The organism is Variovorax sp. AC194, assembly GCF_979257995.1.
The window spans coordinates 5,526,431-5,547,272 of the sequence record NZ_OZ409823.1 but is presented as its reverse complement, the minus strand read 5'-3'; the positions used below and the strand labels follow the sequence as shown (position 1 = coordinate 5,547,272).

Sequence of the window (20,842 nt, the reverse complement as noted above, 5' to 3'; positions counted from 1 at the left end):
ATGGGCGAATCAGGCCGTTTTGTCACAAAGCCGGTATATTGTGACGCAGTGCGTCGCCTGGCGTGGGTCTCCGATGCGCTCCGTGTCCCTGGTCTTTCCGTGTTCTCTCACTTTCTTGAGGAGGCGTGTGTGAAGGTCTTGAAGCTGTCGGCCCAAGGGCTGCCCCAGTCATGGATATCGCTCGAACAGGCGGTGATCCACTACGCGGCGGACGAAGTTCGCTGGGAAGTGGGCGCGCAGGTGGCGGTGTTTCGCGGGGGCCACAACGCCGTCACGGGCGAGCAGTCGCAGATCGCGATCAACAGCATCATCGGCACCAAGGGCGTGCCGCGCATCAATCCCTTCACCCAGCGTCCGGGGCTCACCAACAGCAAGCTGTTCTCGCGGGACCGCAATGTCTGCGCCTACTGCGGCGGCCATTTCCATGAAGATGAGCTCACGCGCGAGCACATCATTCCCTTCGCCCAGAAGGGCATCGACACCTGGATGAACGTGGTCACGGCCTGCAAGCCGTGCAACCACCGCAAGAGCAGCCGCACGCCCGAGCAGGCGAACATGCCACTCTTGTATGCGCCTTACGTGCCCAGCCTCTGGGAAGATTTCATTTTGCGCAACCGCCGCATCCTGGCGGACCAGATGGAATTCCTGATGGCGCACCTGCCGCAAAGCTCGCGGCTGCACGACACCTAGCCTTTCAGCGTTTCCAGTCCGGCGGGCGCTTTTCGATGAACGCCTGCACGCCTTCGAGCGCGCTCGCGTCCATCATGTTGCAGGCCATGGTCTGGCTGGCGTCGGCCAGCGCGGCTTCTATGCCGGTTTCCAGCTGGCGGTAGAACAGGGCCTTGCCCAGCGCCAGCGCCTTTCGCGGTTTGGCGACGATGCTGGCGACCAGCGCTTCGACGGCCGCATCGAGTTCAGCCGGTGTCGCCACCCGGTTGACCAGCCCCTTCTCCCGCGCTTCCTGCGCGCTGATGAATTCGCCTGTCACCAGCATCTCGAACGCTTCCTTGCGGCCGAGGTTGCGCGACAGCGTGACGCTCGGCGTGGCACAGAACAGCCCCACGTTGACGCCGCTGACGGCAAAGCGCGCATCGCTCGACGCCACGGCGAGGTCGCACACCGCGACCAGCTGGCACCCGGCCGCGGTGGCGATGCCGTGCACCCGCGCGATCACCGGCACGGAGAGTCGCTGGATCGACAGCATCATCGCGCCGCAACGCTCGAAGAGCGTTTGGTAGTAGCCGAGTGACGGTTCCGCGCGCATTTCCTTCAGGTCATGCCCCGCACAGAAGGCCTTGCCTTCGGCTGCGATGACGACTGCGCGCACGGTTTCGTCGGCTGCGATATCGCCCAGCGCCTTTTCCAACGCGCCGAGCATGCCTTCCGAGAGGGCGTTGAAGGACGCCGGACGGTTCAGCGTCAGCGTGACCACGCCGCGCGCATCGCGCGCCGCGAGCACGAAAGGGGAGGCCGTGTCGTTCATCTCGGTGATCCTCAATAGGTCAGTTCGAGCACGGTCACATGCTCCTTCACCGCGGGCCATGTCAGGCCGGTGAGGCGTTCGCCGTTGAACTCGCCGGTGACCGCGCGCTGCTGTTCGCTCGCGGCGATGCGCAACCTGGAGCTCGACACGCCCGAGCCCTTGGGCGGCACGCCGGCCGGCAGGCTTTGCCCGTCGAGGCGCATGGTGTCGCGCTCCGCGTCGAAATACCCGCGTGGCCGCGTGAAGACCACGATCACGTTGGCGCTGCCATCGGCCGGCGTGAGGCGCTCGGGCCGCAGGTTCACGACGCTGCTGCTGCGCGGAAACGGGCTGCGATAGATGTGCGTGGTGCCGTAGCCGGCCGCGCTCAGCACGAACTCGTACGCCGTGCCGCTGCGCGCGCTGAAAGGTCCCCATCGGCCATCGGCGCCGATGTTCTTGCTGTGCACCGCGTCGCCCTGACGCACGCCCGTGGCCGGATCGACGGCGTAGATGCGCAGTTGCCCGCCGTTCAGCGAGAGGTTTTCCGCGCCGATGGCGCGGCCGTTGAGCACGACGTTCGACTCGGCCACGACCGCCGTGGTGCGCGGCGCCTGGCCGGTCAGGAACTGCCACGTGGCTGCGAATGCGGCGGGTGAGAACGACGTCTCGCGGTGATCGGCGCGCGGCAGCACGACATTCGTCGCGCCCTTGAGCGCCGGCCCGTCGAAGCCGATGTTTGTCGGCTTGCCGGGTGCGCCGATCCACACGCCGTCGGGCTGCGCGTACTTGTCGTTGTTGTCCGAGCGCAGCGTGAGCCACTTCACGCCGGGCGTGACCTCGTCGCCGTTCGCGCCCTTGGGCGCATTGAGCTGCTGCATGAAGCCTGAGAGGCCGGAGAACTCGTTGTTCTCGCGGAAGCCCTTCACCGCCCAGATGCCGTGCGCCGGGTTGCCGCCCAGCACCACATGGCTCACCACGGCCGCGCCGCCGCCGTTCTGCACGTAGTTGCGGATCGTGTTGCCGCCGCGCGAGTTGCCGATCAGCACCACCTTGCTCGCGCCCGTGGCCTTGAGCACCCTGTCGACTTCGGCCTTCAGGAAGACGGCCGAATCGGTGGTCGAGCTGCGACCGGCTTGAGCAACCGCGTCATCGTCGCGGGCGACCGGGTTCGGCTGGTCGATCGCAAAGAGCCGGTCGCGCGGCCAGCCGTTCGATTCGAAGCGCCAGATGGTGGTTTGCCACAACGCCGCCGAATCGCCGTTGCCGTGCATGAAGACGATCGGCGGACGCTCGGTGTACGAAGGCGTTGGCGCCGTGGCGCAGGCGGTCAGCATGGCGGTCGATGCGAGCCCGAGGGTCAGGGGCAGTGCGAGGATGGTGCGGCGGGAGTGCATGTTTCGTTCCTGGCGGAGTCCAAGTGAAAACGCCCGCCGGCGCAAGGCGGGCGGGCGTTGGATGCTAGGGGAAAACGGCTCTCAGGCAAAAACGCCGGCCGTGTCCTGCATCCGGGCGGAGACTTCGCTCAAGTGATGCAGCGTGTCGCCGAAGGTCATCTCCAGCTGCGTGAGCTTGCGGAAATAGTGGCTGCCGATGTACTCGTCCGTCACCCCGATGCCGCCGTGCAGCTGCACCGAATTGGCGGCCACGTAGCGCATCGACGTGCCCAGCTGGTACTTGGCGCGTGCCAGCGCCTGGCGCCGTTCCTCGGCTGGGGCGTTGAGCTTGAGCGTCGCGTAGTAGCTCATCGAGCGCGCGAGTTCCAGCTGCATCTTCATGTCGGCGACGCGGTGGCGCAGCGCCTGGAAGGTTGAGATGGTCACGCCGAACTGCTTGCGCTGGTTCATGTATTCGACGGTGAGCGCGACGGTCTTGTCCATCACGCCGACCGCTTCGGCGCAGGTGGCGGCAATGCCGACATCGACCGCGTATTCCAGCGCGGCCAGGCCATCGGCCGTGACCAGCGTGGCGTCGGCCTTGTCGAACACCACCTCGGCCGCGCGGCCGCCGTCCTGCGTGCCGTAGCCGCGGGCCTCGACGCCGCTGGCGCTGCGCTCGACCAGGAAGAGGGCGATCTTGCCGTCCACCTTGGCCGGAACGAGGTACGCATCGGCTTCGTCGCCCACGGGCACCACGCTCTTGGCGCCGGTCAGCGACCAGCCGTCGCCGGCCTTGGCGGCATGGGCGTCGCACACGTCCAGGCGGTAGCGGGCCTTGCGCTCCTGGTAGGTCAGCACCACGATGGCCTGGCCGCCGGCGATGGGCGGCAGCCAGTTTTCCTTGGTGCCTGCGTCGGCATAGCCGCTGAGCACCGCGCCCGCGATCAGCGTCTGCGCGAAGGGCTCCAGCACGATGCCGCGGCCCAGTTCTTCCATCACGACCATGCCGGCCACCGGGCCCATGCCCAGGCCGCCGTCGTCTTCGGCGATGTAGAGGCCGCCCAGGCCCAACTCGGCCAGTTCGTCCCACGCCTCGCGCGAGAAACCGCCCTTGGCCTCGATGCCGCGGCGGCGCTCGAAGTCATAGCCCTTGTCGACCCATTTGCGGACGGCGTCGCGCAGCTGTTCCTGGTCGTCGGTGAAATTGAAATCCATATTTATCTCCGTTCGTCCTGAGCTTGGTCGAAGGGCTCAGCCCAGAACCGTCTGCGCGACGATGTTGCGTTGCACTTCGTTCGAACCGCCGTAAATGGTGGTCTTGCGCATGTTGAAGAAGGTCGATGCGAGCGGCGCGATCGCCGGGTTGCCGCCGGGGAAGTTGCCCTGCCAGCCGGCTTCCATCGCCTCGCGGATGAGCGGCAGCGCGTACGGGCCGCCCGCCAGCATCATCAGCTCGCTGTAGCGCTGCTGGATCTCACTGCCGCGGATCTTCAGGAGGCCCGCGACATCCAGCGAGTTCTTGCCCGAGGTGGCGGCCGACAGCACGCGCAGCACCATCATCTCGAGCGCGACGATGTCCACTTCGAGCTTGGCGATCTCGTCGCGGAAGCGCTGGTCTTCGTAGACGCCTTCGCTCTTGGCGATGCGCTTGAGGCGCTCGAGTTCGCGCTTGGCGCGGTTCACGTCGGCGATGTTGGTGCGCTCGTGCGAGAGCAGGTGTTTGGCGTAGGTCCAGCCCTTGTTCTCCTCGCCGATCAGGTTCTCGGCGGGCACCTCGACGTTGTCGAAGAACACTTCGTTGACTTCATGGCCGCCGTCCAGCAGCTTGATCGGGCGCACGGTGACGCCGGGCGACTTCATGTCGAGCAGGAGGAAGCTGATGCCCGTTTGCGGCTTGCCTTCGTTGCTGGTGCGCACGAGGTTGAACATCCAGTCGCCGTACTGGCCGAGCGTGGTCCAGGTTTTCTGGCCGTTGACGATGTATTTATCGCCCTTGCGTTCGGCCTTGGTCTTGACCGAAGCCAGGTCGGAGCCCGAGCCCGGTTCGCTGTAGCCCTGGCTCCACCAGACTTCGCCGCTCGCGATGCCGGGGAGGAAGCGCTTTTGCTGCTCGGCGTTGCCGAAGGCCATGATCACCGGGGCGACCATCACGGGGCCGAACGGAATGATGCGGGGCGCGCCGGCGAGGGCGGTTTCTTCCTCGAAGAGGTGGCGCTGGATGGCGGTCCAGCCGGGGCCGCCGAATTCGGTGGGCCATCCGTAGCCCAGCCAGCCCTTCTTGCCGAGGATCTTGGCCCAGTTCTGCAGATCGTCGCGCGTGAGTTCGAGCGTGTTGTGCACCTTGTGCGAAATCTCTTTGGGGAGGTTTTCCTTGACCCATGCGCGAATCTCTTCGCGGAACTTCTGTTCTTCGGGCGTGAAGCTCAAATCCATGCGTGCCTCGCTGTGTTGATCGGTCACCGCAGACGCGGTGTGTCTCCGGAACGTCGAGTTTTAGCACGGTCGTGCTGTGAATCGGTGTCCGCGCGGCGACAAGCGTGGCACGGATAATCCCGCCCTCCCATGAAGAACATCGTGATCCTGATTTCCGGCGGCGGCTCCAACATGGCGGCCATCGTGCGTGCCGCCGAGCGCGACCGCTGGGCCGAGCGCTTCGGCGCGCGCATCGCCGCGGTCGTGAGCAACAAGGCGGAAGCCGGCGGACTGGCGCTCGCCGCCGCTCATGGCATTGCCACCGAAGTCGTTCCGCACAAGGAGTTTCCGACGCGCGAGGCTTTCGACGAGGCGCTGGCGAAGGTCGTCGACGCGCATTCGCCCGATCTGGTGGTGCTCGCGGGGTTCATGCGCATCCTGACGCCCGGCTTCGTCGAGCGCTATGCGGGGCGGCTGGTGAACATCCATCCCTCGCTGCTGCCGGCCTTTCCGGGGCTGAACACCCACCAGCGCGCCATCGACGCCGGCTGCAAGGTGGCCGGCGTGACCGTACACCAGGTCACCACCGAACTCGACCACGGGCCGATCCTTGCCCAAGCCGTAGTGCCCGTGCTGCCCGACGACACCGCGGCCACGCTGGCGGGCAGGGTGCTGGCGCAGGAACATCAGTTGTATCCACGCGCCATTGCCGGATGGCTGGCAGATACATCACGTCACATTCGTAAATTTTGATTATATTGACGGGTTTTCGGGAGCTCGAAGTGAGGAAGAAAACCCCAACGCTGCTGGTCGCCATTGCCGGCGCCGCCCTTCTGGCCGGCTGTGCAGCGTCGTCGTCACCGGCATCCGCACCCGCCCAGGCTCCCGCCGCGCGGGCGGAGCCCGTCTACCAATGCAATGCCGATGGCGCCAGGTTCGCGGTCGGCCAGCCTTTGACGCCGCAGCTGGAAGCTGCGGCCCGGGTCCGGGCCGGCGCAGGAATCGTCCGTGCGCTGAAGCCGGGCGAGGCCGTCACGATGGAGCTCAACGGCGGCCGGCTCAACCTGGATGTCGATGCGCGCAACCGCGTGACCGACGTTCGCTGCGGTTGACCCGGGGCCCGTCAGCCGGGCTGGATCGGCGTGAACCTGCGCTGCATCTGGCCGTCGATCTCGATCGTTTCGCCGAACATCGCGGCGGGGCGGACCCAGAGGCCGTGGGCCCCATAAAGCGCGCGGTACAGCGTCATGGGCTCCAGGGTCTCGCTGTGGCGCACGGTGCCCAGGACGTCGTACTCGCCGCCCTTGTAGTGGCGGTAGCGGCCTGGCGGCGTTTCGATCAGGGGCGGCAGGTCGTTGTCGTTGTTCAACGGGAGCTTCTTTCTTTGAAAACGGTCAGTGCTTGATTTGACGGGAGTCGAATGGATCGCGCGGATTTTGTTCACCTGGTTCGACTGAGCGAGCATGCCAGCGCCGACAACAGCGCGCGCTACCGGCGCAGCGTGGCGGCGTTTGCCGCGCTCGGGTATGCGTGGGTGCTGGGCTGTCTCGGAATCGCGGTGGGCCTGATTGTCTGGGTGGTTTCGTCGCTCGGGCGCGAGCGCTTCAGCCTGACGCGCGGCTGGCTGCTGGTCTTTGCGCTGGGGCTGCTCTGGGCCACGGTGCGCGCGCTCTGGGTGCGCTTCGACGAGCCGGAGGGCAAGGAGCTCTCGCGCGCCGACGCGCCGGCGCTCTTTGAGGCGCTGGACCGCATCCGCGGCAAGATCAAGGGCCCGCCGGTCCACCGCGTTTATCTTGACGACGACTTCAACGCCAGCATCCGGCAGGTGCCGCGCTTCGGCCTCTTCGGCGGCGCGGTCAATTCCCTGAGCATCGGCCTCCCGCTTTTGATGATGCTGAACCGGCAGCGGCTGCTGTCGGTGCTGGCGCACGAGTACGGCCACCTGCGCGGCAACCACGGCAAGCTGAGCGCCTGGATCTACCGCACGCGGCTTTCGTGGCTCAAGCTGGACGCCAGTCTGCAGCGCGATGAAGGCGTGATGGCGCTGTTTTCGCTCGCTTTTTTCCGCTGGTACTTTCCGCGCTTCGCGGCCAAGACCTTCGCGCTGGCCCGGCAGGACGAATACGAGGCCGACCGCATCTCGGGCCGGCTGCTGGGCACGGCGGTGGCCGCGGCCGCGCTGACCGAGATTGCGATCAAGGGCAACTGGTACGCCAACGAGTTCTGGCCCTCGCACTGGGCCCGGGCCGAACTGGAGCCGCAGGCCCCAGGGCCGTTCGCGGCCCTGCGCAAGCTCGCCCACACGCCGCCGGACGACGATTTCGCCCGCCAGGCGCTGCGCGAGGCGATGCGCCGCGTGAGCGACCTGGACGACACCCACCCGGTGCTGCGCGACCGGCTCGAGGCGCTGGGCCAGAAGGCGGTTCTGCCGCCGTGGTCGGAGCGGCCGGCGCTCGACCTGCTGGCCGACAGCGCGAAGTGGATCGGCCATTTCGACAACCTGTGGCGCCGCGCCCACGCCGGCGACTGGAAGCAGCACCACGCGCACCGCTCGCGCATCCGCGAGCGCATCGCGGTGCTGGCGGCGCGCGGCGAGCGCAACACGCCCGACGAGATGGTCGAGTGGGCCGATTCGGAGCGCCGGCTCGATCCGGCGGCGCCGGTGCGCGTGCGCTACGAGAGCGCATTGCGCATCGCGCCGGAGCATCCGGGGGCGCTGCGGGGGCTGGTCCAGATGCTGCCTGTGAACGACCGCGCCAGCCGCCTTGATGTGCTGGAGCGGCTGCACCAGTCCGGCGCCGCGAGCCGCTGGTGGGCTGCCAGGAATGCCGTCGCTTCGCTGGAAGACCCGGATGCCGGTTCGCACGACGAAGACGCGCTCAGGCTGTGGCGCGGCCGGCTCAAGGAGGCGGAGGAGGCCGAGGCGCGCGCCTGGGAGGAAATCACCGAGACGCCGTTCTTCAGCCAGATCACGCGGCATGACCTGAACGACTACGAGTTGGGTGAACTGCGGGCGGACCTCGTTCGCTGCCTCCCCGCGTCGCGGGCCTGGCTGGTGCGCAAGACCCTGCGCGAATTTCCGTGGCGCCGCGCCTACATCGTGTTCGTCGAGCTGCCGGCGCTGGACGACGACGACCGCTGGCAGCTGTGCCGGCAACTCGAGCAGACGCTGACACTGCCGGGCGCGGCGCTGGTGCTCTGGGCCGGCCATTCGCCCACGCTGGCGGACATCGAGCAACACGCTTTCGGGGCGGTCTGGACGCGCGAGGCCTAGCACGGCGACCGCCTGAGACAATCGGGGGATGCACCCCAAAGCCCTGTTGGAGGCCACCGCCGATCTGGTGGGCCTTGTCCTGAAATTCGATCACCCGGCCGACCAGGTCGTTTCCCGCTTCTTTCGCGACCACCGCGAGTTCGGCCCGCGCGAGCGCGCCACGCTGGCAGAGACCGTCTATACCGTCCTGCGCAAGAAGCTCTTGTTCGACCATCTCTCGCCCTCGGGCAGCGGCTCGAAGGAGCGCCGCATGGCGATCCTCGGCTTTCACGGCCCGCGCGACTTCCTGAAGAGCGCGCTCAACGACACCGAAAAGCGCTGGCTCGACAACTGCGATGCCGTCAAGCCGGACGACCTGCTGGAGCGCCATCGCCACAACCTGCCGGAATGGCTGGTGACGCCGCTCAAGGCGCAACTCGGCGACGGCTTCTGGCCGCTGGTCGAAAGCCTGCAGCAGCCGGCGCCGCTCGATCTGCGCGTCAATGCGCTGACCGACAAGCGGGCGGAAGTGAAGGCGGAGCTTGCGAAGGCTGCTATCAAATCTGAAGTGACGCCGTTCTCGCCGTGGGGTTTGCGCATCGAAGGAAAGCCGGCGCTGACCAAGCTGGACGCGTTCGCCCGCGGCGCCGTCGAGGTGCAGGACGAGGGCTCCCAACTGCTCGCGCTGTTGCTGGACGCCAAGCGCGGCGAGATGGTGGTCGATTTCTGCGCCGGCGCAGGCGGCAAGACGCTGGCCATCGGTGCCACGATGCGAAATACCGGACGGCTTTACGCCTTCGACACCTCGGCGCACCGGCTCGACGCGCTCAAGCCACGGCTGGCGCGGAGCAAGCTTTCGAACGTCCATCCGGCGGCCATCGCCCACGAGCGGGACGACCGGATCAAGCGCCTGGCGGGCAAGATCGACCGGGTGCTGGTCGACGCGCCATGCTCGGGGCTGGGCACACTGCGGCGCAATCCCGACCTGAAATGGCGCCAGTCGCCCAAGTCGGTGGAGGAATTGACGGTCAAGCAGACGGCGATCCTGCAAAGCGCGGCTCGGCTCGTGAAGTCGGGCGGACGGCTGGTCTACGCCACCTGCAGCGTGCTGCCGGAGGAAAACGAGGCCATCGCCGAGGCTTTTGGCGCCGCCAACCCCGATTTCGAGCCCCAGGACGCCGCAGAACTGCTGCAGGGGTTGAAAGTGGAGGGTTTCGAGGCGCTTTGCGCTGGAGGGGCGGACGGCAGGCGCTATTTGCGCCTCTGGCCGCATCGCCATTCGACCGACGGTTTCTTCGCCGCCGTGTGGAACCGCAAATAGGGGCGGGACTCCAAACTAGGGTTAATCAGCGCTTTTCTTGAAGGGTAAACGGCCTCGTTTTGACCCTGTCGCTTTAAAATCGCCGGTTAGCTTAAGGCTGCACCTTCGTGTGGCTATGGAGTACCTGACTCAATGTTGCTTCCTGACTCTGCCGTTCTCAATGCGGCCATCCAATGGCTCGGACACGGCTTGTGGGACATCACATGGTGGCAAGTCGTGTTGTACACGCTCGTCACCACGCACATCACGATCGCTGCGGTCACGATTTTCCTGCACCGCACGCAAACGCACCGGGCCATGGATCTGGGCCCGATTCCTTCGCATTTCTTCCGTTTCTGGCTGTGGCTGGGCACCGGCATGGTGACCAAGGAATGGGTTGCCATTCACCGCAAGCACCACGCCAAGTGCGAAACACAGGAAGACCCGCACAGCCCGCAGGTCAAGGGCATCGACGAGGTGTTCTGGCGCGGCGCGGAGCTCTACCGCAAGGAATCGAAGAACAAGGACACGATCGATCGCTACGGTCACGGCACGCCCGATGACTGGATCGAACGCAACCTGTATTCGCGCTACAGCTGGCAAGGCGTGGGCCTGATGCTGGTGATCAACCTGGCGCTGTTCGGCACGCTCGGCATGGCCGTGTGGGCTGTCCAGATGCTCTGGATCCCGATCACCGCCGCCGGCATCATCAACGGCATCGGTCACTACTGGGGCTACCGCAATTTCGAGGCACCCGATGCCAGCCGCAACATCATGCCCTGGGGCCTGATCATCGGCGGCGAAGAGCTGCACAACAACCACCACACCTACCCGACGTCGGCCAAGTTCTCGGTCAAGAAGTACGAGTTCGACATTGGCTGGATCTACATCCAGGCGATGCAGGCTATCGGCTGGGCCAAGGTCAAGAAGGTTCCGCCGAAGATGCAGATGGGCGACATCCAGCCCGTGGCCAACGAGAAAACGCTCGAGGCCGTCATCGCCAACCGCTACGAAGTCATGGCCGGCTACGCCCGCGAAATGCGCCGTGCAACCAGCGAAGAGCTGGCCCTGCTGAAGACCAAGGGCGCCGACCTGTCGGTGCTCAAGGCGGCCAAGCGCTGGCTGCACCGCGACGACGACAAGGTGCCGGCATCGGCCCGCACACACATCGTGCAGGCGCGTGCCGCTCACCCGGTGCTCGACAAGATGGTGACGATGCGCGAAGAGCTGCGTCAGCTCTGGCTGAACACCTCGCAGTCGCGCGAGCAACTGGCGGCCGATCTGGCAGCCTGGTGCCATCGTGCGGAGGCCAGCGGTATTGCGGGTCTAAGGGAGTTCTCGACGCGTTTGCGCGCTGCACGCGCTTAAGAGATTCAGTCCTCAATAAAAAAAGCCGACCTTGGGTCGGCTTTTTTGTGCCCGTCGTATTTGCGTCTTGGTATTGCGCAATGGTATTGGGGGCAATGCAAATCGACAGGCAACAAAAAACCCGCTGGGTAAGCAGCGGGTTCTTCTTTGAAAATCAGGGCTGAATTACTTCAGCTTGATTTCCTTGTATTCGACGTGCTTGCGCGCCTTCGGGTCGAACTTCATGATCGACATCTTTTCAGGCATCGTCTTCTTGTTCTTGCTGGTCGTGTAGAAGTGGCCGGTACCCGCGGTGGATTCCAGCTTGATCTTTTCGCGTCCGCCTTTGCTCGTTGCCATGATTCAGCTCCTTAAGCTTGGCCGCGTGCGCGCAGGTCTGCGAGCACGGCGTCGATACCGTTCTTGTCGATCAGGCGCAGAGCAGCGCTCGAAACGCGCAGGCGAACCCAGCGGTTTTCAGTCTCGACCCAGAAACGGCGGTATTGCAGGTTCGGCAGGAACCGGCGCTTGGTTTTGTTGTTGGCGTGGGAAACGTTGTTTCCGACCATCGGGCCTTTGCCCGTTACGTCGCATACGCGTGCCATGTGGACACTCTTTCTTGAACAGCTGGCACCGGCGCAATCAAAGGTGATTGCAGGTGTTTTGCAGCTTGACCTCGCCAGAAACGGGTGGCGGTACCCCGGCTTTGCCTGAATGCAGCAAACCCCTGTGAGAGGGCCTTGTTTCGGCAAAGCCTCGGATTATAGCCCTTTTGGGCCGCACCCCGTTTAGAGCGTACCGTCCTGCTCCAGGAAGCGCTGTGCGTCCAGCGCGGCCATGCAGCCCGTGCCCGCACTCGTGATGGCCTGGCGGTACACGTTGTCCTGCACGTCGCCGGCGGCGAAGACCCCCGGAACGCTGGTCATCGTCGCGAAGCCCTGCAGGCCCGAACGGGTCAGGATGTAGTTGTCCTTCATCTCCAGCTGGCCCTGGAAGATGTCGGTGTTCGGATGGTGCCCGATGGCGATGAAGCAGCCCTTCAGATCGATCTGCTCGGTCTTGCCGGTCTGCGTGTTCTTGATCCGGATGCCGGTCACGCCCGTGCCGTCGCCCAGCACCTCGTCGAGCTCGTTGTGCAGCTTCAGCACGATCTTGCCCTCGGCGACTTTTTCCTTGACCTTGTCGATCAGGATCGGCTCGGCACGGAACTTGTCGCGGCGGTGCACCAGCGTCACCCTGTTCGCAATGTTGGCCAGGTACAGCGCTTCTTCGACGGCCGTGTTGCCGCCGCCGATCACGCAGACCTCCTGCTCGCGATAGAAGAAGCCGTCGCAGGTCGCGCAGGCGGAGACGCCGCGGCCCATGAACTTCTCTTCGGAATCGAGGCCCAGGTATTTGGCCGAAGCGCCCGTCGCAATGATCAGCGAATCGCAGGTGTAGGTGCCGCTGTCGCCGGTCAGGGTGAAGGGGCGCTTGCTCAGATCGACCTTGTTGATATGGTCGAAAACGATCTGCGTCTTGAAGCGTTCGGCGTGTTCGAGAAAACGCTGCATCAGCTCCGGCCCCTGCACGCCATGCACGTCGGCCGGCCAATTGTCGACTTCGGTGGTGGTCATCAATTGACCACCTTGGGCAATGCCCGTGATGAGCAAAGGCTGCAGGTTTGCGCGGGCTGCATAGACCGCTGCGGTATAGCCGGCGGGGCCGGAGCCGAGAATCAAAACCTTGGCGTGTTGGGGAGCGGACATGAGTAGAAAACCTAGGATATACGCTGCGTCAGCGTGTACATTTTCAGGGTGGTAGCGATATATGTGGAGTATCACCGCCCGGTTCAACACCGGGTGCACGGTGTTTTCAATGCGCGCGATTGTAGTAATCCATTGGCTTGCCTTTTGGACCAACTCCGCGCGCTGTATCAGGGATTGATAAATGTCGATGCTGTCCAACCTTGAATTGCTTCGGCGCGTTCCTTTGTTCGCGTCGTTGACAGCCACGCAGTCCGCAAGCATCGCGGACGCGATCATCAAGAAGCGCTTCAAGCGTGCCGAAGTCGTGGTGGAGCAGGGCAAGAAGTCCGATGCGCTCTACATCATCCTCACCGGGCGCGCCCGCGTGACCAGCGCCGACAGCCGGGGCCGCGAAGTCATCCTGGCCACGCTGAACCCCGGCGACTACCTGGGCGAAATGAGCCTGATCGACGACGAGCCGCACTCGGCCACCGTGCGCACCGAGATCCAGTGCGACGTCCTCATGCTGGGCCGCGACGCGTTTGCACGCTGCCTGCCCGAGAATTCCTCGATGGCTTACAACATCATGCGCGGCCTGGTGCAGCGCCTGCGCCACGCCGACCGCAAGATCGAGTCCCTGGCGCTCATGGACGTCTATGGCCGCGTGGCCCGCTCGCTGCTCGACTTCGCCGTCGACGACGGTGCCGGCAATCTCAAGGTGCGCGACAAGATTTCCCGCCAGGACCTGGCAAAGATGGTCGGCGCCTCGCGCGAAATGGTGAGCCGGGTGATGAAGGACCTGGAAGAGCGCGGTTTCGTTCAGACCCTGGATGACGGGGCAATGATCGTCAAGGAACGGCTCCTGACGCTCACTTGAGCCTTCGGGCCGGGCGCCGCGGGCGGCCCCGGCCTTTTGTTGTAGTGTTCGGGCGTCCGGCCTCCGATTCACAGGGCCGGGTGCCGTGTTTTTCATGACCTATTCGCTCAATACGCTTCAATCTTCTTCTGCCGCCGATGGGCAACCCGTGCGCCTGCGCGCCATGCGCTTCGCCCACGAAATCACGCTGATCGCAGGATTCGCAGCGCTGCTGTTCTGGCTGCTCGCCATGCTGAGCTTCACGCCTTCCGATGCCGCCTGGTCGACGTCGGGCACCGGCGGCGAGGTCAAGAACTGGGGCGGCCGCATCGGCGCCTGGCTGGCCGATGGCAGCTATTACGCGGCCGGCTATTCCGTCTGGTGGTGCCTTGCGGCCGGCCTGCGCGCCTGGCTCTCCTCGCTGGCGAACTGGCTGCGCGGCGGCGAGACCGCCCCGGCCGAGCAGCCGCCCCGCGGCCGCTTCAACCGCAGCCGCGTTGCGTTCTGGTTCGGTCTCATCCTCCTGCTGTGCGCGAGCGCCATGCTCGAATGGTCGCGCCTGTACCGGCTCGAATCGCACCTGCCGGGCTCGGGCGGCGGCGCGCTCGGCTACCTCGTGGGGCCGGCCAGCGTCCGCTGGATGGGCTTCACCGGATCGGCGCTGGTGGCCATCGCCGGCGGCGTGATCGGCTCGGCGCTGGTCTTCCGTTTCTCGTGGAGCCTGATCGCCGAGCGCATCGGCGCCCGGGCGTATTCGCTCTTCGAATCGCGCCGCGAAAAGCGCGAAATGGCCGCCGACATCGCCATGGGCAAGCAGGCCGCCCGCGAGCGCGCCGAGGCCGACGAGCCCTCGTTCACGCGCAGCGGCGATGCGGGCAGCAAGGGCAGCACGGGCGAGGGGCCCGCCATGACGACCGATTTCCCCGACGACGAAGAGATCCTCATCGAGCCGCGCCCCAAGCGCCGCCCGCCGTCGCCGCCGGTGCAGATCGAGCCCGCGATGACCGAGGTGCCCCGGAGCGACCGCGTCGTCAAGGAGCGCCAGAAGCCGCTCTTCAAGGAACTCCCCGACAGCAAGCTGCCGCAGGTCGACCTGCTCGATGCGGCGCTGGTGCGCCAGGAAACCGTCTCCGCCGACACGCTGGAGATGACCTCGCGCATGATCGAGAAGAAGCTCAAGGATTTCGGCGTCGAGGTGCGCGTGGTGCTCGCCTCGCCGGGCCCGGTGATCACGCGCTACGAAATCGAGCCCGCCACCGGCGTCAAGGGCTCGCAGATCCTGGGCCTTGCCAAGGACCTCGCGCGTTCGCTCTCGCTGGTGTCGATCCGCGTGGTCGAGACCATCCCGGGCAAGAACTACATGGCGCTCGAGCTGCCCAACGCCAAGCGCCAGTCGATCAAGCTCAGCGAAATCCTGGGCTCGCAGATCTACAACGAAGGCAAGTCCATGCTCACCATGGGCCTGGGCAAGGACATCATCGGCAACCCGGTGGTGGCCGACCTGGCGAAGATGCCGCACGTGCTGGTGGCCGGTACCACCGGCTCGGGCAAATCGGTGGGCATCAACGCGATGATCCTGTCGCTGCTCTACAAGGCCGAGGCACGCGACGTTCGCCTGCTCATGATCGACCCGAAGATGCTCGAAATGTCGGTCTACGAAGGCATTCCGCACCTGCTGGCGCCCGTGGTCACCGACATGCGCCAGGCCGCGCACGGCCTGAACTGGTGCGTGGCCGAAATGGAGCGCCGCTACAAGCTCATGAGCAAGCTGGGCGTGCGCAACCTGGCCGGCTACAACACCAAGATCGACGAGGCCAAGGCGCGCGAGGAGTTCATCTACAACCCCTTCAGCCTCACGCCCGACGATCCGGAGCCGCTCAAGCGCGAGCCGCACATCGTGGTGATCATCGACGAGCTCGCCGACCTCATGATGGTGGTCGGCAAGAAGATCGAAGAACTCATCGCCCGCCTCGCGCAGAAGGCGCGCGCCGCCGGCATCCACCTCATCCTGGCCACGCAGCGGCCCAGCGTGGACGTGATCACCGGCCTCATCAAGGCCAACATCCCCACGCGCATCGCGTTCTCGGTGGGCTCCAAGATCGACAGCCGCACCATCCTCGACCAGATGGGCGCCGAGGCGCTGCTGGGCATGGGCGACATGCTCTACATGGCCAGCGGCAGCGGCCTGCCGATCCGCGTGCACGGCGCCTTCGTGAGCGACGAGGAAGTGCACCGCGTGGTGGCCTACTTGAAGAGCCAGGGCGAGCCCGACTACATCGAGGGCGTGCTCGAAGGCGGCACCGTCGACGGCGACGGCGACGGCGACCTCCTGGGCGGCGGCGATGCCGAAAAGGACCCGATGTACGACCAGGCGGTCGAGGTCGTGCTCAAGAACCGCAAGGCCAGCATCTCGCTGGTGCAGCGCCACCTGAAGATCGGCTACAACCGCGCCGCGCGCCTGGTCGAGGACATGGAAAAGGCCGGGCTCGTGAGCGCCATGAGCGGCAGCGGCCAGCGCGAAATCCTGGTGCCCGCGCGCAGCGAATAATTGGTGCGGCGGCGGCTCGCGATTCCGGATCGCGCGAATCGCGCCAATCGCGCGGATTGCGGTTACCTGCTGAAAGGCAATTTGCAGAAGCGCTCGCCGGCATTGCAAATCTTCATGAAGACCTACACATGCCGCAATTCGCGGCGGGTAGGGTCGGTGCCCAGTGCAATAGCTTTTTTCCGAGCTTTTTCGAGGAATCCAAATTGAAAATCCGCCATTGGCTACTGATCGGCCTTCTCTGCTCCGCCAACGCCTGGGCCGGGGGGCTTGAAAGCCTCGAGACCTTCGTGAAGACGGTCAAATCGGGCCGCGCCGAATTCACCCAGACCGTGACCGCGCCCTCGCGCGAAGGCCAGCCCGGCCGCGTCAAGACATCGACCGGCACCTTCGAATTCCAGCGTCCCGGCAAATTCAAGTTCGATTACCGCAAGCCCTTCGCCCAGAGCATCGTGGCCGACGGCAAGACGCTCTGGCTCTACGACGCCGACCTGAACCAGGTCACGCAGCGCGCCCAGGCGCAGGCGCTGGGCTCCACGCCCGCCGCGTTGATCGCCGCGGCCCCCGACCTGCGCGCGCTGCAGGCCGATTTCACGCTCGAAGCCGCGCCCGAGCGCGACGGCCTCGAATGGGTCAAGGCCACGCCCAAGAACAAGGACGGCCAGCTGCAAAGCGTGCTGGTCGGCTTCCAGGGCGACGCGCTCGCGGCGCTCGAAATCCTCGACAGCTTTGGCCAGCGCTCGGTGCTCAAGTTCAGCAAGGTCGAAGTGAATCCGTCGCTCGCGGCCAGCGTGTTCGATTTCAAGGCGCCCGCCGGCGCCGACGTCGTCAAGCAGTAATCCCCCACAGGTTTGGCCACCAGCTCTCACCAACCCCTTGCCGAGCGCCTTCGCCCGAAGACGCTCGGCGAAGTGATCGGCCAGCAGCACCTGCTCGGCCCGGGCATGTCGCTGCGCATCGCCTTCGAGTCGGGCCAGCCGCATTCCTGCATCCTCTGGGGGCCGCCGGGCACCGGCAAGACCACCATCGCGCGCCTGATGGCCGATGCCTTCGACGCGCAGTTCCTGAGCATCAGCGCGGTGCTGGGCGGCGTGAAGGACATCCGCGAGGCCGTCGAGCGCGCCACGGCCGCGCGCGACGGCCTGGAGCAACGGCGCACCATCGTCTTCGTGGACGAGGTGCACCGCTTCAACAAGAGCCAGCAGGACGCGTTCCTGCCGCATGTGGAGTCGGGGCTTTTCACCTTCATCGGCGCGACCACCGAGAACCCCTCGTTCGAGGTCAATTCGGCCCTGTTGTCGCGGGCTGCGGTCTATGTGCTGCAGCCGCTCACCGAGGCCGATCTCAAGGAGATCGTCGCCAAGGCGCAGTCGATCCAGGCGGTCCCGGCCATCGAGGAGGCGGCCATCGACCGGCTCGTGGCCTATGCCGACGGCGACGCGCGCCGCCTGCTCAACACGCTCGAGACGCTGGCCGTCGCGGCCCGCGCCGAGAAGCTCGAGAGCATCGGCGACGAATGGCTGCTGCGCGTACTCGGCGAGCGCATGCGGCGCTATGACAAGGGCGGCGAGCAGTTCTACGACACCATCAGCGCGCTGCACAAGTCGGTGCGCGGCAGCGATCCCGACGCCGCGCTCTACTGGTTCGTGCGCATGCTCGACGGCGGCGCCGACCCGCGCTACATGGCGCGGCGCCTCGTGCGCATGGCGAGCGAAGACATCGGCCTGGCCGACCCGCGCGCGCTGCGCCTGGCGCTCGATGCGGCCGAGGTCTACGAGCGCCTGGGCACGCCCGAGGGCGAACTCGCGCTCGCCGAATGCGTGGTGTATCTCGCGATCGCGCCCAAGTCGAATGCGGTCTACAAGGCCTACAACGCGGTGCGCGCTCTCATCAAGAAGGAGAGCACGCGCCCGGTGCCCATGCACCTGCGCAATGCGCCCACCAAGCTCATGAAGGAGCTCGACTACGGCAAGGGCTACCGCTACGCGCACGACGAGGCAGGCGGTTTCGCGGCCGGGGAGAACTATCTTCCCGAGGGCCTGGAGGGCCAGGTGTTCTACGAGCCCGTGGAGCGGGGCCTGGAAATCCGCATCGGCGAGAAGCTGCGCGAACTGCGCCGCCTGAACGCTGAAAAGGGCGACTGATACCCCACCGATACCCTCTTGCGCGCCTTCGCTCGCCCTCGCGCGAGCCGCGCATGAACTTACGCCCATACAGCATGGCGTGAGCGGGTAAACCCCGGTCGCTGCGCACCAAATCAGCGCTGGTGCGTGCTTACAATCCCGCCCACAAATCCGCCTGCGACACATGCTGGCTGGTTTTTTGCTTGTCCAGCCAAGGGCGCCAAACCGGTGCCACGGTGGGTGAATGGCACCCCGCAACGGTGCAACACATAGGGAATCGCGTTATGGAAATATTGCTGCAGCAGATCATCAACGGTCTGGTACTCGGCAGCATGTATGCCTTGATAGCCTTGGGCTACACCATGGTGTACGGCATCATCAACCTCATCAATTTCGCGCACGGAGAAGTGCTGATGGTGGGGGCTCTCACAAGCTGGACCATCATCGGACTCATGAAGGACGGCATGCCCAACACACCGGGCTGGCTGGTCCTTCTCATCGCATTGATCATTGCCTGCATCGTCGCGGCCACGCTCAATTTCGTGATCGAGAAGGTGGCCTACCGGCCGCTGCGCAACAGCCCCAAGCTCGCGCCGCTCATCACGGCCATCGGCATGTCGATCCTGCTGCAGACGCTGGCCATGATCATCTGGAAGCCGACCAACAAGGCCTACCCGAACCTCTTGCCCACCGACCCCATCCACGTGGGCGGCGCGGTCATCTCGCCCACGCAGGTCATGATCCTGAGCGTCACGGCGTTCTCGCTCGTGGTGCTGATGTGGCTGGTCAACTACACCAAGCTCGGGCGCGCCATGCGCGCCACCGCGGAGAACCCGCGCGTCGCCGCGCTCATGGGCATCCGCCCCGACATGGTCATCTCGGCCACCTTCATCATCGGCGCCGTGCTCGCGGCCATCGCCGGTGTGATGTACGCATCGAACTACGGCATCGCGCAGCACGCGATGGGTTTCCTGCCCGGCCTGAAGGCCTTCACGGCGGCCGTGTTCGGCGGCATCGGCAACCTGGCCGGCGCGGTGGTCGGCGGCATTCTGCTAGGCCTCATCGAGGCCATCGGCTCGGGCTACATCGGCACCCTCACGGGTGGCGTACTGGGCAGCAACTACAGCGACATCTTCGCGTTCATCGTGCTGATCGTCATGCTCACCCTGCGACCGTCGGGCCTGCTCGGCGAACGCGTGGCGGACCGTGCGTAAGGAGCGAGAAATGAAGAACAGCAAAAACCTCGCTCTCTACGTCATCGGCGCCATCGCGGTGCTCGCGCTGCCCCTGCTCCTGCAGATGCAGGGCAACGCCTGGGTGCGCATCGCCGACATCGCACTGCTCTACGTGCTGCTGGCCCTGGGCCTCAATATCGTGGTCGGCTATGCCGGTCTGCTCGACCTGGGCTACGTGGCCTTCTTCGCGGTGGGCGCGTACCTCTTCGCGCTCATGGGCTCCTCGCACCTGACCGAGACCTTCCCGTGGTTCGCGCAGATGTTCCCGAACGGGCTGCACACCTCGCTGCTCATCGTGATTCCGCTCGCGCTCGTGGTGGCCGGCTGCCTGGGCGTGCTGCTCGGCGCGCCCACGCTCAAGCTGCGCGGCGACTACCTGGCGATCGTCACGCTCGGCTTCGGCGAAATCATTCGCGTGTTCCTGAACAACCTGGACCAGCCGGTGAACATCACCAACGGTCCGAAGGGCATCACGGCGATCGACTCGATCAAGTTCTGGGGCCTGGACCTCGGCAAGGCCTGGAAGTTCGACGGCTTCACCATCTCTTCGGTGTCGCTGTACTACTACCTCTTCCTTGCGCTCGTGATCGCCACGATCATCATCTCGCACCGCCTGCAGGTCTCGCGCATCGGCCGCGCCTGGATGGCCATCCGCGAAGACGAAATCGCTGCCAAGGCGATGGGCATCAACACCCGCAACATGAAGCTGCTGGCCTTCGGCATGGGCGCGAGTTTCGGCGGCGTCTCGGGCGCGATGTTCGCGGCCTTCCAGGGCTTCGTGTCGCCCGAGTCCTTCAGCCTGATGGAGTCGGTGATGATCGTCGCGATGGTGGTGCTGGGCGGCATCGGGCACCTGCCCGGCGTCATCCTGGGCGCGGTGCTGCTGGCGGCATTGCCCGAAGTGCTGCGCTACGTGGCCGGCCCGCTGCAGTCGCTGACCGACGGGCGCCTGGATGCATCCATCCTGCGTCAGCTCTTCATCGCGCTCGCCATGATCATCATCATGCTGGTGCGTCCGCGGGGCCTGTGGCCCTCGCCCGAGCACGGCAAGACGCTGACCCGCAAGGGCGGCGTGCCGGTCGACCCGGCCCATGCGGCCGTCGCCCCCGGCTCGCTGCAGACCCATGCGCCGGGCATCGATACGCCCGCCGACGAATTGCCCGGCGGTGCCGAGCGTCCCATGTCGATCAATCCGTGAGCCCA

The 20,842-nt window shown here is 65.6% G+C and carries 20 protein-coding genes; 12 read left to right on the top strand and 8 right to left on the bottom strand.

The window, feature by feature from the left end:
• Positions 1–129: 129 nt before the first annotated feature.
• On the top strand, positions 130–690 hold the full coding sequence (locus ACZYRS_RS26330; RefSeq protein ID WP_013539832.1) for an HNH endonuclease: 561 nt from the start codon (positions 130–132) through the stop codon (positions 688–690).
• Between the two features lie 4 nt (positions 691–694).
• Here the strand turns inward: ACZYRS_RS26330 and ACZYRS_RS26325 are convergent, their stop codons facing one another.
• The 4 genes from ACZYRS_RS26325 to ACZYRS_RS26310 form a co-directional block, all read right to left on the bottom strand.
• Positions 695–1,483 carry an enoyl-CoA hydratase gene (locus ACZYRS_RS26325; protein ID WP_463422538.1) on the bottom strand — a complete coding sequence of 263 codons (789 nt, stop codon included), beginning with the start codon at positions 1,481–1,483 and terminating at the stop codon, positions 695–697.
• 11 nt (positions 1,484–1,494) lie between these two features.
• Positions 1,495–2,859, bottom strand: a complete 1,365-nt coding sequence (locus ACZYRS_RS26320) for an alpha/beta fold hydrolase (protein WP_463421581.1) — start codon at positions 2,857–2,859, stop codon at positions 1,495–1,497.
• A gap of 81 nt (positions 2,860–2,940) precedes the next feature.
• A complete protein-coding gene (locus tag ACZYRS_RS26315; protein WP_463421580.1) occupies positions 2,941–4,056 on the bottom strand; it encodes an acyl-CoA dehydrogenase family protein in 1,116 nt (371 codons plus the stop codon).
• Positions 4,057–4,092: 36 nt separating this feature from the next.
• The gene (locus ACZYRS_RS26310; RefSeq protein WP_463421579.1) at positions 4,093–5,274 is read right to left on the bottom strand and encodes an acyl-CoA dehydrogenase family protein; all 1,182 of its coding nucleotides are present in this window, start codon (positions 5,272–5,274) and stop codon (positions 4,093–4,095) included.
• 129 nt (positions 5,275–5,403) lie between these two features.
• On the opposite strand from ACZYRS_RS26310, the gene purN reads away from it, so the two are divergent.
• On the top strand, positions 5,404–6,006 hold the full coding sequence (gene purN / locus ACZYRS_RS26305) for a phosphoribosylglycinamide formyltransferase (RefSeq protein ID WP_463421578.1): 603 nt from the start codon (positions 5,404–5,406) through the stop codon (positions 6,004–6,006).
• 29 nt (positions 6,007–6,035) lie between these two features.
• Entirely contained in the window at positions 6,036–6,365 is a 330-nt protein-coding gene (locus ACZYRS_RS26300) for an I78 family peptidase inhibitor (protein ID WP_463421577.1), read from the top strand.
• An 11-nt stretch (positions 6,366–6,376) separates the two neighbouring features.
• On the opposite strand, the gene ACZYRS_RS26295 is transcribed toward ACZYRS_RS26300, so the two are convergent.
• A complete protein-coding gene (locus ACZYRS_RS26295; protein WP_198785831.1) occupies positions 6,377–6,622 on the bottom strand; it encodes a DUF1653 domain-containing protein in 246 nt (81 codons plus the stop codon).
• A 51-nt stretch (positions 6,623–6,673) separates the two neighbouring features.
• Here ACZYRS_RS26295 and ACZYRS_RS26290 point away from each other — a divergent pair, with 51 nt between their 5' ends.
• The 3 genes from ACZYRS_RS26290 (at position 6,674) to ACZYRS_RS26280 (ending at position 11,174) form a co-directional block, all read left to right on the top strand.
• Complete coding sequence (locus ACZYRS_RS26290; RefSeq protein WP_463421576.1) at positions 6,674–8,527, top strand: M48 family metalloprotease; 1,854 nt, start codon at positions 6,674–6,676, stop codon at positions 8,525–8,527.
• A 28-nt stretch (positions 8,528–8,555) separates the two neighbouring features.
• Entirely contained in the window at positions 8,556–9,827 is a 1,272-nt protein-coding gene (locus ACZYRS_RS26285; RefSeq protein WP_463421575.1) for an RsmB/NOP family class I SAM-dependent RNA methyltransferase, read from the top strand.
• Positions 9,828–9,959: 132 nt separating this feature from the next.
• Positions 9,960–11,174: a DesA family fatty acid desaturase gene (locus ACZYRS_RS26280; RefSeq protein ID WP_042580840.1), complete on the top strand. Its 1,215-nt coding sequence runs from the start codon at positions 9,960–9,962 to the stop codon at positions 11,172–11,174.
• Positions 11,175–11,339: 165 nt separating this feature from the next.
• Here the strand turns inward: ACZYRS_RS26280 and rpmG are convergent, their stop codons facing one another.
• The 3 genes from rpmG to trxB form a co-directional block, all read right to left on the bottom strand.
• The gene (rpmG, locus tag ACZYRS_RS26275; RefSeq protein ID WP_007830291.1) at positions 11,340–11,513 is read right to left on the bottom strand and encodes a 50S ribosomal protein L33; all 174 of its coding nucleotides are present in this window, start codon (positions 11,511–11,513) and stop codon (positions 11,340–11,342) included.
• 11 nt (positions 11,514–11,524) lie between these two features.
• On the bottom strand, positions 11,525–11,758 hold the full coding sequence (gene rpmB / locus ACZYRS_RS26270) for a 50S ribosomal protein L28 (RefSeq protein ID WP_007830293.1): 234 nt from the start codon (positions 11,756–11,758) through the stop codon (positions 11,525–11,527).
• 183 nt (positions 11,759–11,941) lie between these two features.
• Entirely contained in the window at positions 11,942–12,901 is a 960-nt protein-coding gene (gene trxB / locus ACZYRS_RS26265; protein ID WP_463421574.1) for a thioredoxin-disulfide reductase, read from the bottom strand.
• A 181-nt stretch (positions 12,902–13,082) separates the two neighbouring features.
• Between trxB and ACZYRS_RS26260 the strand changes: the two genes are divergently transcribed.
• The 6 genes from ACZYRS_RS26260 (at position 13,083) to ACZYRS_RS26235 (ending at position 20,837) form a co-directional block, all read left to right on the top strand.
• Entirely contained in the window at positions 13,083–13,757 is a 675-nt protein-coding gene (locus tag ACZYRS_RS26260; RefSeq protein WP_198785828.1) for a Crp/Fnr family transcriptional regulator, read from the top strand.
• A gap of 94 nt (positions 13,758–13,851) precedes the next feature.
• Positions 13,852–16,284 (top strand): DNA translocase FtsK, encoded by a 2,433-nt coding sequence (locus ACZYRS_RS26255; protein ID WP_463421573.1) that lies wholly within the window; start codon positions 13,852–13,854, stop codon positions 16,282–16,284.
• Between the two features lie 203 nt (positions 16,285–16,487).
• Positions 16,488–17,120, top strand: coding sequence for an outer membrane lipoprotein periplasmic chaperone LolA (gene lolA, locus ACZYRS_RS26250; RefSeq protein ID WP_042580842.1), 633 nt, complete (start codon positions 16,488–16,490; stop codon positions 17,118–17,120).
• Positions 17,121–17,132: 12 nt separating this feature from the next.
• A complete protein-coding gene (locus tag ACZYRS_RS26245) occupies positions 17,133–18,425 on the top strand; it encodes a replication-associated recombination protein A (protein ID WP_463421572.1) in 1,293 nt (430 codons plus the stop codon).
• A 263-nt stretch (positions 18,426–18,688) separates the two neighbouring features.
• Positions 18,689–19,618 carry a branched-chain amino acid ABC transporter permease gene (locus ACZYRS_RS26240; RefSeq protein ID WP_013539848.1) on the top strand — a complete coding sequence of 310 codons (930 nt, stop codon included), beginning with the start codon at positions 18,689–18,691 and terminating at the stop codon, positions 19,616–19,618.
• A 10-nt stretch (positions 19,619–19,628) separates the two neighbouring features.
• Positions 19,629–20,837: a branched-chain amino acid ABC transporter permease gene (locus ACZYRS_RS26235; protein WP_463421571.1), complete on the top strand. Its 1,209-nt coding sequence runs from the start codon at positions 19,629–19,631 to the stop codon at positions 20,835–20,837.
• Positions 20,838–20,842: the final 5 nt, after the last annotated feature.